The 15,416-nt window shown below is 72.7% G+C and carries 15 protein-coding genes; 5 read left to right on the top strand and 10 right to left on the bottom strand.

Annotation, left to right across the window (positions count from 1 at the left end; all coding sequences use genetic code 11):
• Positions 1 to 4: 4 nt before the first annotated feature.
• The 3 genes from DEIMA_RS13260 to DEIMA_RS17025 form a co-directional block, all read right to left on the bottom strand.
• The gene (locus tag DEIMA_RS13260) at positions 5 to 547 is read right to left on the bottom strand and encodes a hypothetical protein (protein ID WP_013557777.1); all 543 of its coding nucleotides are present in this window, start codon (positions 545 to 547) and stop codon (positions 5 to 7) included.
• Positions 544 to 1,335, bottom strand: a complete 792-nt coding sequence (proC, locus tag DEIMA_RS13255) for a pyrroline-5-carboxylate reductase (protein ID WP_013557776.1) — start codon at positions 1,333 to 1,335, stop codon at positions 544 to 546. Before proC ends, DEIMA_RS13260 begins: the two co-directional genes overlap by 4 nt.
• 61 nt (positions 1,336 to 1,396) lie before the next feature.
• Positions 1,397 to 3,883 carry an HD domain-containing phosphohydrolase gene (locus DEIMA_RS17025; RefSeq protein WP_052303317.1) on the bottom strand — a complete coding sequence of 829 codons (2,487 nt, stop codon included), beginning with the start codon at positions 3,881 to 3,883 and terminating at the stop codon, positions 1,397 to 1,399.
• Positions 3,884 to 3,972: 89 nt separating this feature from the next.
• Between DEIMA_RS17025 and DEIMA_RS13240 the strand changes: the two genes are divergently transcribed.
• The 4 genes from DEIMA_RS13240 to DEIMA_RS13225 all read left to right on the top strand — a co-directional run bounded on the left by DEIMA_RS13240 (position 3,973) and on the right by DEIMA_RS13225 (position 6,296).
• Entirely contained in the window at positions 3,973 to 4,749 is a 777-nt protein-coding gene (locus tag DEIMA_RS13240) for a 50S ribosomal protein L11 methyltransferase (protein WP_013557774.1), read from the top strand.
• 13 nt (positions 4,750 to 4,762) lie between these two features.
• Complete coding sequence (locus DEIMA_RS13235; protein WP_013557773.1) at positions 4,763 to 5,449, top strand: 16S rRNA (uracil(1498)-N(3))-methyltransferase; 687 nt, start codon at positions 4,763 to 4,765, stop codon at positions 5,447 to 5,449.
• 64 nt (positions 5,450 to 5,513) lie between these two features.
• Positions 5,514 to 5,900: a hypothetical protein gene (locus DEIMA_RS13230; protein WP_013557772.1), complete on the top strand. Its 387-nt coding sequence runs from the start codon at positions 5,514 to 5,516 to the stop codon at positions 5,898 to 5,900.
• Positions 5,901 to 6,296, top strand: a complete 396-nt coding sequence (locus DEIMA_RS13225; protein ID WP_013557771.1) for an inorganic diphosphatase — start codon at positions 5,901 to 5,903, stop codon at positions 6,294 to 6,296.
• Positions 6,297 to 6,348: 52 nt separating this feature from the next.
• Here DEIMA_RS13225 and DEIMA_RS13220 read toward each other — a convergent pair whose 3' ends face one another.
• The 7 genes from DEIMA_RS13220 to DEIMA_RS13190 form a co-directional block, all read right to left on the bottom strand.
• Positions 6,349 to 6,888 carry a phosphoribosyltransferase family protein gene (locus DEIMA_RS13220; protein WP_013557770.1) on the bottom strand — a complete coding sequence of 180 codons (540 nt, stop codon included), beginning with the start codon at positions 6,886 to 6,888 and terminating at the stop codon, positions 6,349 to 6,351.
• Between the two features lie 126 nt (positions 6,889 to 7,014).
• A complete protein-coding gene (locus tag DEIMA_RS13215) occupies positions 7,015 to 7,545 on the bottom strand; it encodes a phosphoribosyltransferase family protein (RefSeq protein ID WP_043816764.1) in 531 nt (176 codons plus the stop codon).
• Between the two features lie 100 nt (positions 7,546 to 7,645).
• Complete coding sequence (locus tag DEIMA_RS13210) at positions 7,646 to 9,319, bottom strand: glycerol-3-phosphate acyltransferase (RefSeq protein ID WP_013557768.1); 1,674 nt, start codon at positions 9,317 to 9,319, stop codon at positions 7,646 to 7,648.
• 232 nt (positions 9,320 to 9,551) lie between these two features.
• Positions 9,552 to 11,357 carry an ATP-binding protein gene (locus DEIMA_RS13205; RefSeq protein ID WP_013557767.1) on the bottom strand — a complete coding sequence of 602 codons (1,806 nt, stop codon included), beginning with the start codon at positions 11,355 to 11,357 and terminating at the stop codon, positions 9,552 to 9,554.
• Positions 11,358 to 11,430: 73 nt separating this feature from the next.
• Positions 11,431 to 11,871 carry a response regulator gene (locus DEIMA_RS13200; protein WP_013557766.1) on the bottom strand — a complete coding sequence of 147 codons (441 nt, stop codon included), beginning with the start codon at positions 11,869 to 11,871 and terminating at the stop codon, positions 11,431 to 11,433.
• 139 nt (positions 11,872 to 12,010) lie between these two features.
• Positions 12,011 to 12,508 (bottom strand): endonuclease V, encoded by a 498-nt coding sequence (locus DEIMA_RS13195; RefSeq protein WP_280985086.1) that lies wholly within the window; start codon positions 12,506 to 12,508, stop codon positions 12,011 to 12,013.
• Positions 12,509 to 12,515: 7 nt separating this feature from the next.
• Complete coding sequence (locus DEIMA_RS13190) at positions 12,516 to 14,444, bottom strand: S9 family peptidase (RefSeq protein WP_043816762.1); 1,929 nt, start codon at positions 14,442 to 14,444, stop codon at positions 12,516 to 12,518.
• Positions 14,445 to 14,600: 156 nt separating this feature from the next.
• Here DEIMA_RS13190 and DEIMA_RS13185 point away from each other — a divergent pair, with 156 nt between their 5' ends.
• On the top strand, positions 14,601 to 15,389 hold the full coding sequence (locus DEIMA_RS13185) for an enoyl-CoA hydratase-related protein (RefSeq protein WP_013557763.1): 789 nt from the start codon (positions 14,601 to 14,603) through the stop codon (positions 15,387 to 15,389).
• Positions 15,390 to 15,416 lie beyond the last annotated feature (27 nt).

Raw genomic sequence — 15,416 nt, 5'->3', positions numbered from 1 at the left:
CACCTCAGCGGGTCAGGTCGATGCTGCTGCCGTCCGCCGTCGCGTACCGCACCGTGCCCAGGCCCGGCACGAAATACTGGTACTGCGTCGTCGTGCCCGCCCCGGTCGTCAGGTCCGTGCGGATCACGAGCGTGTTGTACCGCCCGCCCGCCGTGCTGAGCGCCTGCTGCCCCATCACGCGCCCGGCCAGACGCACGCGCCCGCTCGCGCTCTCCCAGCGCGTCCCCGGCGTGAGCGGCCCAGACGGGTACACCAGCAGCGGCGGGTTGTACCACGCGTTCACGTTGCCGCCCGCCAGGATGCCGCGCAGGTACACGCCGTCCGCGCGCACCTCCAGCAGGTCCTCCGTGACGGTCTTGCCGCCCACCTGATGCGCCACCGGCGTGACCGGCAGGCCCCGCACGGTGCGGGCCGCGCCCACCACCTGCACCTCCCCGTTGCTGTACGCCCAGCGCTTCCCGGCGGTGTACGGGTAGTAGCTCGTGGTGGACGCCGCGCCCGCCACGCCCAGCGCCGCGAGCGACGCCAGCAGCGCTGCGCGCGTCACTCCTGATCCTTGCCGAGTTCCGTCGCGCGGCGCGTCGCCGCGACAACCGCGTCGATCAGGCCGCCGCGCACGCCCGCGCGCTCCAGCGCCTCCACGCCCGCGATGGTCGTCCCGCCCGGGCTGGCCACCTCGTCTTTCAGCATGCCCGGGTGCGCGCGCTCCAGCAGCAGCTCCCCGCTGCTCGCCAGCAGCTTCGCCGCGAGCTCCTGCGCGAGCGGACGCGGCAGGCCCATGCGCACCCCACCGTCCGCGAGCGCCTCCGCGACAATCGCCGCGTATGCCGGACCCGACGCGCTCATGCCCGTGAACGCGTTGAACAGGTGCTCCGGCAGCTCGTACGTGTCCCCGACGGCGCTGAACAGCATCCGCGCGAACTCCAGGTCGCCCGCGTCCGACGCTTCCTTCGGCCCCGTGATGGCCGTCTGCGCGCGCCCGATGGTCGCCGCGAGGTTCGGCATGACGCGCACGACGCGTTTCGTGCCGAGGCGCCGCGTGAGCGTCGTCACGCTCACGCCCGCCATGGTGCTGATGTAACCCGTGTTCGGCTGCGCCAGCCACTCGATCAACTGCGGGAACACCCGCGGCTGCACGCTCACGACCACGCGCGCCGCGCGCGACACCTCCGACTCCGACAGCGTGCGCGCGCCGAACTGCGCCGCGATCTCCGCCGCGCGCACGGTGTTCGCGTCCAGCAGGCCGATCTCCTCGGGCGCCAGCACGCCCCGCCGCACCAGCCCCTCCAGCAGCGCCAGGCCGAGCTTGCCCACCCCGACAATCGCCAGCTTCACGCGAGCCCTCCGCGCAGCGAGAACTTCAGGGTGCAGGCGAGCCACATTAACTTCATGCGCCTCAGTATAGGTCCGGTTCGGCCACCGCCACGGCCGACTTCGCGCGCCTGTCCAGCCCTGGCGCGAACCGCGCGAACGCCGCCACCACCTGCGGGTCCAGCGTTCCACCTGCCATGCGCGCCAGCTCCGCCATGGCCTCCTCATGCGACCACGGCTGCTTGTACGGCCGCTCGCTCGTGAGCGCGTCATACACGTCCACCACCGCGAAAATGCGCGCCAGCAGCGGAATCGCCTCGCCGGCCAGGCCGTTCGGGTACCCGCGGCCGTCCCAGCGTTCATGGTGATGCCGGACGATCTCCAGCACCTCGCTCGGCACGGACGCCTGCTCCCGCAGGATCCGCTCCCCGATCAGGACGTGCTGGTTCATGAGTGTACGCTCCGCTTCCGTCAGGTGCCCGGGCTTCAGCAGCACCGCGTCGGGAATGCCGATCTTCCCGATGTCGTGCAGGTACGCACCCCACCGCAGGTGCTGCAGCTGCGCGTCCGGCAGGTTCAGCGTGATCCCCAGCCGCACCGCCAGCTTCGTGACGCGCTCCGTGTGCCCCTGCGTCTCGTTGTTGCGCATCTCCAGCATCTTCCCGAGCGTCCGCAGCGCCCCCTCGCGCCGCTCCTCCAGCTCGCGGATGTGTGCGCTGCGTTCCATGGCCCGCTCCAGCCGCCGCGCCACCGCCTCCAGCAGCGCCCGCACGTCCGCAGACACCGTACACGCCCCGGTGTCTGACAGGGCCAGCACGCCGCGCGCCTCCCCGTGCAGGAACACCGGGGTGGCCATCAGGGCGCCCTGCGCGCCGTCCACCTGCACCGTCCGCGCGGCCCGCACCGCGCGCCACATGACCTCCGCGTCCAGCGGCGCGGCCACGCCCGCCAGCGCCCGCGTCACGACCTGCTTCTCGCGGACCTCGCAGTATTCGCCGCCCGCCAGGCCGCTGTACTCAATCAGGACCTCCAGGCCGCGCTGCGCGATGGCCGCCGGGTCCTGCAGCGCTTCGAGGCCGCTCGTCAGGTCCGACAGCAGCGCCACGCGCCGCGACTCCGCCTGCAGCGCCTCACGCTGCACCGCCCGTTCCGTCGCGTGCTCCACCCGACGCGCCGCCGCCTCGATCAGGTTCCAGGTGTCCGCGTCCACCCACACGCCCTCACGGAACGCCAGGAACCACCACAGGCCCACCACGCGCCCCCGCAGCCCCAGCGGCACCACCAGCACCGTACGCAGCGCCTGCAGGCCCGCGCGCCGCAACCGCCGGTCCGCGCGCACATCCAGGTAGCTGGGGCGCCCGCGGTGCAGCAGCACCCGCAGGGCCGCGCGACCTTCGGGCGTGCGCAGGTACGCCTCGGCGCGCTCCAGGTGCCCTTCCGGCAGGTCCCCGAGCGCCGGAGGGCCGTCCGCGCGCACGTCCTCGCCGTGCACGCGCGTGTACGCCACTGCGTCGAACCCGCTCAGCGGCAGCAGCCGCGCCATCGCCTCCGCGTTGATGCGCGCCGGGTCGTGCAGCACCTCCAGCCGCAACGACAACTCCGCCAGCTGCCGTGCGCGCTGCGCCTCCTGCCGCGCGGCCTCCAGCGCCAGCTGCCGCCCCAGCGCCACACTCACCGCGCGGCCCAGCGCCTCCAGCACGCTCCGCGCGCCGCCCGCGAGCAGCACGCGGCCCTCACGGTGCTCCGCGTACACGCTCAGCACGCCCAGCGCCTGACCGTCCGGGCTGATCAGCGGCACGCCCAGGTACGCGCACGGGCTGCGCGGCGTATTCAGGAACACGCTGCCCGCCACGCGGCTCGCGTCCGGGACGTACACGGCGTCGCGCGTCGCCAGCACCCGCCATGCCAGGCCCTGCCCGCGCGGCAGCCAGCGCCCCACCAGCTCCGGATGCTGCGCGCTCGCCTTCACCTCCAGCGCGTCCTCCGCCGGGTGGTACACCGACAGCACCGCGCTGTCCGCGCGGACCCGCGCGCGCGCCAGCGCCACGCACCGCTCGAACAGCTCCCCGTCGCTCGACAGCACGTGCATCAGGTCCTCGACGGTGAGCGTCGCTTCCGGCCCCTCGGGCGCGCCCTCACGCTCCGCGCCCTGCAGGTGTGCGCGCTGGAACGCCTGCACGCGCCGCGTTGCCTCGGCGCGCGCGGACTCTGGGAAGGCGTCCGTACGGGCTGACCATAGCAGCACGAACCCCGCGGCGTTCGCCTGCAGGTGCAGCGGCAGCAGCAGCAGCGCGTGCGCGTCGTCCGCGGAGCCGGACCAGTCCACCGCCCACGCGCCCCGACCGTCCGCGTGCGCGTCCGGAACGTACACCTGCTCGCGCGCGAGCGCGCGGCGCCGCAACGCCGGGTCCAGCAGCGCCCGCCGCACCACCCGCTCCCCGTCCGGCAAGCGCCCCGGCGGGAGCGTCACCGCCCACGCGCCGTCCGCGCCGCGCTCCGCGAAGCCCGCGCCGCCCGCACCCGTCGCCGCCAGCAGGTCCAGCAGCAGCCGCACGAGCGCGGGCGGCGACACCGGACCTGGAGGAGCGCTCGAACCTTGCATCGTGTCCCCCCATCCTACGGCGTGGACGCGCCGCAGACACAGATTGCTAGACTCCGTTCATGCTCGTGTACCGCCTGCCTGGCACCCTCACCTCCCGCGAAGCGGACCTCGACACCCTGTGGGCCGCTGGCGCCACCGGCCTGGAAGAACGCGACGGTTTCGTCCGCGCGTACTTCGACGACCGCGCGGACCTGCCCCTCGACGGAGCGTGGACCGAGGAGGCCGACCGCGACTGGCAGGCCGAATGGAAAAAGGACCTGCGGCCCGTACAGGTCGGCCGCGTCACGGTCGTGCCGTCCTGGCTCGCGGATGAGGCGCAGGACGCCCCCATCCGCCTGATCGTTGACCCCGGCATGGCGTTCGGCACCGGCCACCACGCCACCACCCGCCTCGCCATCGGCGCGCTCCAGACCCTCGACCTGACCGGCCAGCGGGTGCTCGACGTGGGCGCCGGCACCGGCCTGCTCGCCCTCGTTGCCGCGGCGCTCGGCGCGCGCGCCGAAGGGGTGGACCTCGACCCGATCACCGTGCCCATCGCCCGCGAGAACGCCGACGTTAACGGCCTGAACGTCCCCTTCACCGAAGGGACCCTCACGGACGTCCTCGACAGCGGCCCCTGGGACGTCCTCGTGTGCAACCTGTACGCCGAACTGCACGACGCCCTGATGGAGGAGTACGCCCAGGCGCTCGTGCCCGGCGGCCCCCTGATCCTCACCGGCATCCTGACCGACAAACGCGCCCTCGTGCTCGCCGCACTGGACCGCGAAGGCTTCACGGACGTGCAGGTCCGCGAGGACGGCGAATGGAACCTCATCACCGCTCGCAACGCCGGGTAACGCGAGGCAACCCATGCACCGCGTGAAAGTCGACGCCCTCACCCCCGAAATGAGCGTTCCCGCGCGTGAATGGCGGCACCTGCGCGTCCTGCGCCTGCGCGCCGGCGACACCATCCGCGTGTTCGACGGGCGCGGCGCCGAAGCCGAAGCGACCGTCAGCGCCCTCCACGAAGGCGGCGCCACCCTGACGCTCGGCGCGAGCGTGGAGGGCGCCGCCGAGACGCCCCAGCCGGTCACGCTCGCCATCGCGCTGCTGAAAGGCGACAAGCTCGCGGACGTCACCCGCGCCGCCACCGAACTCGGCGTCGCCCGCATCCAGCTGCTCACCAGCCGCTACGCGGACGTGCCCGACATCGGCCCCGCGAAACTCGAACGGCTGCGCCGCATTGCCCTCGAAGCCAGCAAACAATCACGCCGCGCCGTCACACCCGACGTGCTCGCGCCCATCCCCGTCACGCAATTACGCGCCGACGGCCCCGCCTTCATCGCGCACCCCGGCACGCACGCGCGCCTCACCGACCACCTCACCTGGGACGCCCCGGTCACCGTCGTCAGCGGCCCCGAAGGCGGCTGGACCGACGCAGAGGTCACGCACCTGGAACGCGCCGGCTTCACGCCCGTGACGCTCGGCCCGCGCATCCTCCGCGCCGAAACCGCCCCGCTCGCGCTGCTCGGCGCCATCGTCGCCACCGGCGTCTAACCCCGAGGCGGAGCGGGGCGGCCCCGGTGCGCCACTCACGCGAACGCGCGAGAATACACGCACCATGACCCGCACCGCCCTGCTCCTGCTGCTCGCCGTCACGCTCGGCGGGTGCCGCTACACGTTCGTGCCGCTGATCCCCCCCGAGGTGCGCGCCACCATGCCGGTGCGCCTCACCGAAGGGACCCTCACCCGCACCGGCGACACCCTCACGGCGCGCGCCCGCCTCGACCCGCGCACCCTCCCGGCCGGCACGAGCGGCGGCTACCTCAGCGTCGTGTGGGCCCTTGGCGACCGCGAACTCGCCCGCGACAGCGTCTACCTCGACGCCGCGCAGACCCTCGCGGAATTCCGCCTCGCGGCCCCCGACAAGGGCAACTACCGCGCCACCCTGCTGTGGGACGGCGCGGCCCTGCGGCAACTCGACCTGCGCGAAGGCGGAGAGTTCTGAATGCAGCCTGGCGACTACCCCGCCCGCACCACCCTGCTCGTCGAGTGGCGCGCCGGCGACCACGACCGCTACGTGTGGCGTGACGGTCACGTCCAGCCGTACCGTACGGAACCCCTGCCGGCCCCCGTGAACTACGGCTGCCTGCCCGGCACCCTCAACCCCGCCGACGACGCCGAAGTGGACGCGGTGCTGCTCGGCCCACCCACGCCGGTAGGGGCAACCCTCACCCTCGCGCCCACCGGCCTGCTGCACCTCGCCGACGGTGACCACAAGGTCGTGTACGGCGACACCACCCACGCCGCCCCGCTGCTCGCGTGGTTCCCGCCCGAGCGCGGCGCGCGCCTGCTCGGCCCGGACGACGCGCTCGCGTGGCTGCACGACAAACGCGCCCCCTGACGGGCGTCCGCAGAAGGGCGCCGGGGGCTGACCCCGGCGCCCTTCTGGTGCCTCAGATGCTGGTGGGCAGTTCCTGTAGCGCGTGCACGGCCAGGGGCGGCGTGCCCTGACGGAACGCCGCGATGACGCCCGTGACCGTCCCGCCCGACCGCTCCACGAGACGCGCGAGCGCCTGCGCCGTTCCACCCGACGCGACCACGTCTAGCACGATCGCCACGCGCCGCCCCTTGAGGCGCGCCGCGTGCGGCCCGTCCAGCCACAGCGTCTCCGCGACGCCGAGCGTCATGCTCGGCACGTCCTGAATGAGCGGGTCCTGCATGTACGTGCGGCGCTTCTTGCGCGCCACCACGTACGGCAGCCCACTGCGGTCCGACAATTCGTGCGTGAGCGGCAGCGCGTTCGTCACGACCGTCAGCAGGGCGTCGGTGCCCTCCGGAATCAGCGGCAGCATCGCCTGCGCCGCCGCGTTCGTGAACGTCGCGTCTCCCAGAAACTCCACCAGCGGCACGCGGCCGACCGCGCCGACCCGCACCGTCGGCAGGTCCCGCGTCACGTCTCCGAGCGTCACCGTCAGCGTTTTCGCTTGCGTCATGACGCACACTGTACCAAGTCCGCGTCCGCCGCCCGTCAAGACCACCCGCCGACCCGCGCGCAACCTTCCCGCCAGCACCAACGCGCCGGGCCGGCGCCCCGAGGACGCCGGCCCGCGCAGCGCACCTTACTTGAACAGCGGCAGGTGCCCGAGCGCAATCACGTCGTCGCGCTCCTGACCTTCCGTGAACACCGCCACGACCGCCGCGAGCTCCCCGCCGACGCCGGCGATGATCTCATTCAGGCTGCGCAGCGTCCCGCCGCTCGACACGACGTCGTCCACGATGGCGACCTTCTTGCCGCGGATCTTCTGCACGTCGAGGCCGTCGAGAACCAGCAGCTGCGGCTTCCCGGTCGTGATGCTCACGACCTCGCGCGCGACGGGTTCCACCATGTACGGCTTCTGCGTCTTGCGGACGACGATGTACGGCTTGCCGGTCTCGCGGCTGATGACGTGCGCGAGGCTGAGCGCCTTCACTTCGGGCGTGACCAGCACGTCCACGTCCGCGGGAAGCTTGCGGGCGAGCGCCACGCCCGCCGACTCGGTCACTTCAGTGTCCCCGAGCATGTTGAACAGGGCGACGCTCACGCCCGGCGACACTTCCACAATGGGCAGGTCGCGGCGCACGCCGCCCACATCCACCTGATACGTTCTCACCAGCCGAGTGTAGCAGCGGCGCGCGCCCCCGGCATGTGGACGAACGGCCCACCACAGCGCGGGGCGGCGGGACCTGCCCGCCGCCCCGCGCTGTGGCGCCTCAGTCGACCACCTGGAACCCGAGGCGCTCCGCTTCCTCCACGAAAAAGTTGATGTTCTCCGTTTTGGTCTGCGCGCCCAGGCTCTTGCGGTCATACTCGCCGGTCGCGGCGATGATCAGCGTCTCCGCGAGGCACGCCGGCACCTGCCCCTCGCCGAACTGCAGGTCCACGCGCGTCTGCATGTTGCCCGGCGGGCGCACCACGCCGCCCGGGATGACGCGCACGCCCGGCACCTGCGTCACGCCCTCGTCCACGTCGGCCGGGCGGCCCTCGTCGAACAGCCACGCGCCCGGCTTCACGTGCTGCGCGAAGATCACCGGGTTCGGGTCGCTGGTCGCCGTGAACACGAGGTCCGCGTCGCGGATGTCCGCGACGTTCACGGTCGTGATGATCTCCGTGTCCTTCGCGGCGCGGCGCAGCGTGTTCGCGCTGCGCTCCAGGCGTTCCAGGTCCCGGCCCACCATGATGACCCGGCGGACCTGCGGCGCGATGGTGCGCGCGATCCCAAACGCCACGACGCCGTTCGCGCCGACCACCGCGGCGGTCGCCTCCCGCAGGTCCCGCCCTTCGGCCTGGAAGTGCTCCAGAATCCCCGGGATGGCGGCCTTGATGGTGCCGCTGGTGTACGCGCCGCCGTTCGTGATGGTGATTTCCGGCACGGCCGCCTGCACCGCCTCGCCTTTGTTCCCGACGACGCTCCAGAACGCGCCCAGGCCGAACACGGACGCGCCCAGCTCCCGCGCGAGCTGCGCGCCCTCGATGGCGCGGCGCGTGGCGAGCTCCGGCTGGTCACGGAAGACGTCCGGGAGCAGCGGACTGGACAGCAGGTAGCAGCGGACCTCCTTGCCGCCCGCCGTGCGAATGCCGCGCAACTCCCCGACCTTCATGGGGCGCAGTTCCGCCGCGAGGCGCCGCACGGTCCCTTCGGTGATCACGCCGCGCTCCACGAGTGGACGCATCCACGAGAACCGCTTCGTCTGCCAGAAGTCCTTGAGGGTCATCGGGTGAATCATGAACGCCGCCACGACGACGTCGTCACGCTTCCCGGCCATGGGGACGTCCTCGCCCACGCGCGGCTCGGTGCCGTCCAGCACCCGCCCGATGTTCTCCTTGAAGCGCCACGTGCTCACCGCGAGGAGCGCCCACGCGCCGAACTTCACGGCGTCCGGCGTGCCCGACAAGCTCAGCAGGACCGCCAGCACCGCCACGCCCGACAGCGTCGCGACGCTCACGAATCCCGTGAAGCCCAGCACGCCCGCCCACACGATCAGCGCCGGCAGGGTCAGCCACGCGCTCACGCCGCCCGCCACGCTGAGGCCGGTGAGGACGCCGAGCAGCACGAGGTTCCCCCGCCCGCGCGGCGGCGTGCTGCCGACCAGCGCGCGCGGCGGGAACAGGTGGCCGACGTACGCGGCGACGCCCGCGAGGACGCACACGCTGACGCTGCCCAGGCTGGACGCCATCAGGACCGCCAGGAACCCCTTCGAGGCGTCCAGTGCGGCGCTCGCAACGGCCGGGCCCGTTCCGGCGCGCCGCAGGACGTTTTCCACGCCGAGGTTGTGCGCGCTCACGAGGCGCACGTTTACGCCGAGGTTGCTGAGCAGCCAGTACCCGAGCGGCAGCGCGCCCACCGCGAATCCCAGGGCCACGAGCAACACCGAAAGAAACAACATACGGGGATTGTACTGACGTGGCGGGACGCACAGCGGAACAGAGGGTGCTTTTGACCGCCGGGCGCGGCGACCCGGCGAAGGAGGCGGGGTGCCGGGAGTCGACGTGCACGCGCTCAGGGTCCGTACATGAGGGCGGCGGACCCTGGGCCCTCAATGGTGGCCGCCCAAGCGGAACGCCCGGCGCGAAGGTGAATGCGCCCGGCACCCCCGCAGGGACGCGGAGAGCGCCGCGTCAGTGGCGCGGCAGGCTGAACCCGAAGGTCGCTCCCTCGCCGGCCCGGCCCTGCGCCCACACGTGCCCGCCGTGCCGCTCCACGATCCGGCGGACGTTCGCGAGGCCCACCCCCGTCCCCTCGAACTCGTCCTGGCGGTGCAGCCGCTGGAACGCCCCGAACAGGCGCTCCGCGTACGCCGGGTCGAACCCCGCACCGTTGTCCCGCACGGTCACCGCCCACTCCGCGCCGCGCGCCTCCGCGCGCACCTCGATCTGGGCGTCTGGCGTGCCACGCGTGTACTTCACGGCGTTTGAGAGCAGGTTCGTCATCACCTGCCGCAGCAGGTCCTGGTCAGCCATGACGCTCGGCAGGGCGTTCACGGTCCACGTCACGTCCCGCCCGGCGAGTTCCGGCGCGAGGTCCACGCGGGTGGCCGTCACGAGGGCGTCCAGGTCGACGGGCGTCAGGTGCAGCGGCTGCTGCGCCGTGCGCGAGAAGGCCAGCAGCGCCTCAATCAGGGTGCGCATGCGCTCCGCGGCTTCCTCGATGACGTCCAGGTACCGCGTGGACCTCGGGGTGGCCGTGGTGTCCAGCGTGCTGCGCAGCAGCCCGAGGAAGTTGATGATGTGCCGCACCGGGCTGCGCAGGTCATGGGCGACGGTGAGGGCGAAGGCGTCCAGTTCGGCGTTCGCGGCGTGCAGGGCCTGCGCGCGGTCTTCAAGGGCGGTGTTCTGCCGTTCCACTTCGAGCGAGCGGGCGTGCAGCGCCTCGGCGGTGTGCGTGCGTTCCAGCGCCAGTCCGAGCGTGGCCGCGGCGCGGCGCAGCACGCCCCGCTCCCCGGGCGTCCAGGCGCCCAGCGCGCGCGGGCGCCACGTGATCAGGAATCCGCCGGGCGTGCCGTCCGGCAGGGCCGTGTGCTCCACGCCGACCGCGAGGGTGCTCAGGCGCGGCGTGAGGGTGGGAGGCAGCGCGTCGTCCGGCAGGTAGCAGCCGACGCGTTCCTCACGGGCGTGCTGCAGGACCGGCAGGGCCGCCAGGGGCAGCCCGTCCGCGGTGAGCAGCCCCGCGAGCGGGGCGGGCACCTCCCCCCACCACACCGGCGCGCTGATCTGCTCGCCGTGCAGTTCCACCATCATCATGCCGCTGGCGCGCAGCGCCGGCCCGAGCTGCTGCAGGGTCGCGCGGCCCACCTGCGCGGGCGTCGCGGCGGTCATGAGCGCGTCGCCCAGCAGCGCGAGGGTGTCGGCACGCAGGCGCTCCACGGCGTGCGCGGCCGTGCGGTGCGCCACCTGCGCTTCCAGGCTCCGCAGCAGCTGCGCCCGCCCGAACGCGATGGCGCCCTGCGCCGCGAGGATCCGCAGGAAGCTGCGCTCCTCGGCGGTGAAGGTGTGCGGCTCGCTGAAATCGAGGACCAGTACGCCCAGGGGGTGATCGTCGAGGAACATCGGCAGGCCCGCCGTGGCCGCGATGGGCGCGGTCGTGCCGGTGCGCGCCTCCACAGCCGGGTAGGCGCGCGCGAGCGCCCGGTCCTGCTCGAAGAACAGCGGCGTGCGGCGCGCGAGCGCGTCGGCGGCGGGGCCGTCGTCGCCGACCAGCGCGCCCTGCCAGATGGACGCGGCGAGCGCCGGGTACCCGGCGCTCGCCGCGCGGTGCAGCTCCGGCTGGCCGGCCTGACGGAGCAGGACCGTGCCGGCGGCGGCGCCCAGGGCGTCGACAGCGGGGTGGAGGATGACATCGAACACCGCCGCTTCCGTCTGGGCGGAAGCGAGCGCTTCAGTGACCGCCTGCAGACGAAGGTTCAGGTCAGCGGTGGGGTGCAGCATTCTGGCAGCATACGGAGTCCGTCCGCGCCGCCCGTGAGGGGACGCTCTGGGCGTTCACACGGTTCACGCGCGGCTACTGCGAGAACGCGGCGTACGGGCCGAGCTGGTTCGGCAGTTTGACGACCTGGAACCAGAAGCGTTTGAGGGCGTCGGCCATGTCGTGCAGTTGCTGGTGGCCGGTGGGTTTGACCATGTACACGTTCGCCTGCAGGTCGTAGGCGCGCTGCACGTCCGCGTCCGCTTCCGAGGTGGACAGGACCGCGATGGGGATGGTGCGCGTGGGCGTGCGGCTCTTCCATTCCTGCAGCAGTTCGAAGCCGTCCATGCGGGGCAGGTTCAGGTCGAGCACGATCAGGTCAGGGACGCTGCCCGCGGCGATGAACTGCTGCGCTTCTTCACCGTCGCGGGCGATTTTCAGGTCGACGCTCAGGCCGGCGATACGCAGGGCCTCCTCGAACATCATGACGTCCAGCGGATAGTCCTCAACCAGGAGGATGGTAGGCGCGCGGATCATACGGTACTGTCGCACAGGAACGTGAGCGGGTTCTTGAGCAACCCTCCATGGTCCTTGCGGCGTTGGCCATGAACGAGCCGCCGGGCGTCACCGCCGCGCCAGTGACGAGCGCCGGTCCGCACGCCTCCAGCGCCCGGCTTCAGGGCGTGGGGGCGTCCCGGCAGGCGCGGTCCGCGAGCTTGAGCAGGGTGGGCAGGCGGTGCGGGCCGTGCATGGCCGCCACCTGCGCTGCCGCTGCCTGGGTATCCGTGCCGATGGCCGTCACGAACAGCGGCTGCTGGCTGCCGCCCCGCACGACCGGAACGGCGGGCGCTGCCCGGAAGGGCTTCTTCGCCACGCCCACCACGGGCACCTGCCCGCCGAGCGCGCGGTGCAGGTGCGCGCCCAGGCCGGGCTCACCCTCGCCCAGCCAGACGTACCCGTCCACGATGACCGTGCGGAGCGGCGCCTGCACCTCCGCCAGCACGGCGAGCAGGCACGGCAGTTCCCGCCGGAAGAACGCGCCCGGCTCGTAGGGTTCCACCTGCGCCACCCACGCGCCGCACGTCCGCGCGGGCGCCGCGTCCGTCCAGTGCCGGAACACGACGCCCGCCGCCGACGCGCCCTGAACGCGGTAGTCCACGTCCAGCGCGACCAGCAGGGCCTCAGGCGCCGACAGGTTCGGCGTCCGCGCCGGCCGGCACGTACGTGTGCAGCCAGCGGAGGTACTCGTGGAGGCGCCGCACGCGCCGGTCCGGGCGGCCCGAACGGGACAGCTCGTGGTCCTCGCCGGGGAAACGCACGAACCGCACGGGCACCCCGCGCGCCTTCAAGGCCGTGAACCACTGCTCCCCCTGCTCGACAGGGCAGCGATGGTCCTCTTCTGCATGAATGATCAGCGTGGGCGTGCGGACGTTCCCGGCGTGCTTGAGGGGGCTCATCTGCCAGAGGCGGTCAACGTCGGCGGCCGTGTGGGCGTCCAGGCCGAGTTCCGCCTGCCAGAACCACGGGCCGATGTCGCTGGTGCCCTGGAAGCTGATGAGGTTGCTGATGCAGCGGTCCGTGACGGCCACGTGGAAGCGGTCCGTCTGACTGGTGAGCCAGTTGGTCATGAACCCACCGTAGCTGCCGCCCATCACGCCGGTCCGCGCGCGGTCGAGGTGCGGGAAGCGTGCGAGGCACGCGTCGAAGAACGCCAGGAGGTCCGCAGCGTCCACGGTGCCCCAGCGGCCGTGGTGGTCATCCACGAACGCCTGCCCGTACCCCACGGACCCGCGCGGGTTGCTGTAGCACACGGCGTACCCGCGCGCCGCGAACACCTGGAATTCATGCATGAACGCGTGCCCGTACGCGGTGTGAGGGCCGCCATGAATGCTGAGCAGCGCCGGTTGCGGGCCGTTGCCGCTCGACAGCACCCAGCCTTCGCCCTCGCCGAGGTCAGTCCCGAAGGTCACGCGCGCCGGGGCGACGGGGGAGAGGTCGCCGAGACGCGCGGCGTTCTGCGTGACCCGCTGACCGTTCAGCACGACCTCCGGGAAGTCCGAGGCGCTCTCGTCAAGGTGCGCGATTCCGTTCGCGTTCGCTGTGAAGCCCGCGACGACGCGTTCCGCGTGGAACACCCGGTCCGTGATCGCGCCGCTGCGCACGTCGAGCTGCGCGACGCCGCAGGCCCCGCCGCGCGTCTGCAGGAACGCCACGGTGTGCGCGTCCAGCCACGCGGGCCGGCCGGGCATGGCGCCGACATGGCTGTCGCCGCCCACGAGGTTCCCGGCGGGCCGGTCGGTGTGCGCGTCCACCGCGCGCCACGCGCCGTCCTCGTACAGGTGCAGGTGCGGGTCCGTCACGAAGCCGCGCTCACCGGGGCGGCCCAGCAGCAGGATGCGTCCGTCCGCGTGCGGCGCGAGCGCTCCCACACTGCCGCCCCACGCGACTGTCTCACCGGGCGTGCCGTCCAGCGTGACCGTCACGAGGTCCGCGTGGCCGCGCGCGTCCTGCGCCTCGTCGCTGGCGGTGGCGAGCAGCAGCCCCCGACCGTCCGGCCACCACGCGAAGTCCCGCACCTCGAACGGCGGCATGTGCAGCGTCCGCACCTCGCGCGTGCGGACGTTCAGGACGTGCACGGCGCGGCACACGTCCGTGCGCCACCCCAGGCCGTTGAAACGGTACGACAGCCGCTCCGCCACGCGCGCCTCATCGTCCGCGTGTTCGTCCCGCCCCGCGCCGCTCAGGAAGGCGAGGTGCTCGCCGTCCGGGCTCCACTGCGCGTCGCCGACACTGCCCGGCAGGTCCGTGACCTTTTCCGCCTCGCCGCCCGCCAGGGGCAGCAGATGCAGCTGCGCAGGCTGCCCGCGCAGGAACGCCAGGGTCGTCCCGTCCGGGGACCAGCGGGGCGCGCGGTCCGTGTCGCCGAACGTGAGGGGCCGCGTGCCGTGCCCGTCCGCGAGGTGCAGGCGAGCGCGGTAACGCATGGCCGGGCGTTCCTTGGTGCCGGTGTCATGCACGTCGGTAAGGACGAACGCGGCGCGCTGCCCGTCCGGGCTGACTTGCGGGTCGCTGGGGAACAGCAGCCCGTACAGACTCTCAGGTTGTGCCATCGCCGCGTTGTACCATACGCGCCCCCCGCCGTTCACCTGCACGTCCCGGCCGTCCCCGCCCCGGGCATCAACCTGCCGCGTGGGCCTGTCCCGCGACGTTCCGGCTGGCCGAACGCTCGTTTGGCGTTCCGGCGCGGCGCGCGTCATGATGCGCGCATGACCGCAGAACCCACGTACGAGAACATCCTCGTCGAGCGTGCCGAAGGCGGCGTCGGGCTGATCCGCCTGAACCGCCCGAAAGTCCTGAATGCCCTGAACCAGGCCACCATCACCGAAGTGCTGCACGCCATGCAGACGTTCGACAACGACGCGGAGGTGCGCGCCATCGTCCTGACCGGCAGCGAGCGGGCGTTCGCGGCCGGCTCGGACATCGCCGAGATGAGCGGCAAGGCCGCGCCGGACATGCTCGCCGACCGCCGCTTCAGCCAGTGGGAGGAGCTGCGCCGCGTCCGCACGCCGATCATCGGCGCGGTCGCCGGGTTCTGCCTGGGCGGCGGCAACGAACTCGCCATGCTGTGCGACGTCCTCATCGCCGCCGAGAACGCCACGTTCGGCCAGCCGGAAATCAACCTCGGCATCATTCCCGGCGCGGGCGGCACGCAACGCCTCGTGCGCGCCGTCGGCAAGAGCCTCGCCATGGAAATGATCCTCACGGACCGCCGCCTCAGCGCCGACGAGGCCCTGCGCGCCGGCCTCGTGAGCCGCGTCGTGCCCGCCGAGGCGCTGATGGACGAAGCGCTGCGCGTCGCGCGGAGCGTCGCGTCGCGCGCGCCCATCGCCGTGCGCCTTGCCAAGACCAGTGTCCTGCGCGCCTTCGACACCACCCTGGAAGTCGGCCTGGAGTTGGAGCGGCACAACTTCTACCTGCTGTTCTCCACCGAGGATCAGCGCGAGGGCATGCGCGCCTTCCTCGAAAAGCGTCCGCCCGTGTGGCGCGGCCGGTGAGCGCCGCCCGCAGCGGTTCCTGAACGG

Source organism: Deinococcus maricopensis DSM 21211, assembly GCF_000186385.1.
GTDB lineage: Bacteria > Deinococcota > Deinococci > Deinococcales > Deinococcaceae > Deinococcus_B > Deinococcus_B maricopensis.
The sequence above is the reverse complement of the archived record's forward strand: the minus strand, read 5'-3'. Positions and strand labels throughout refer to the sequence as shown.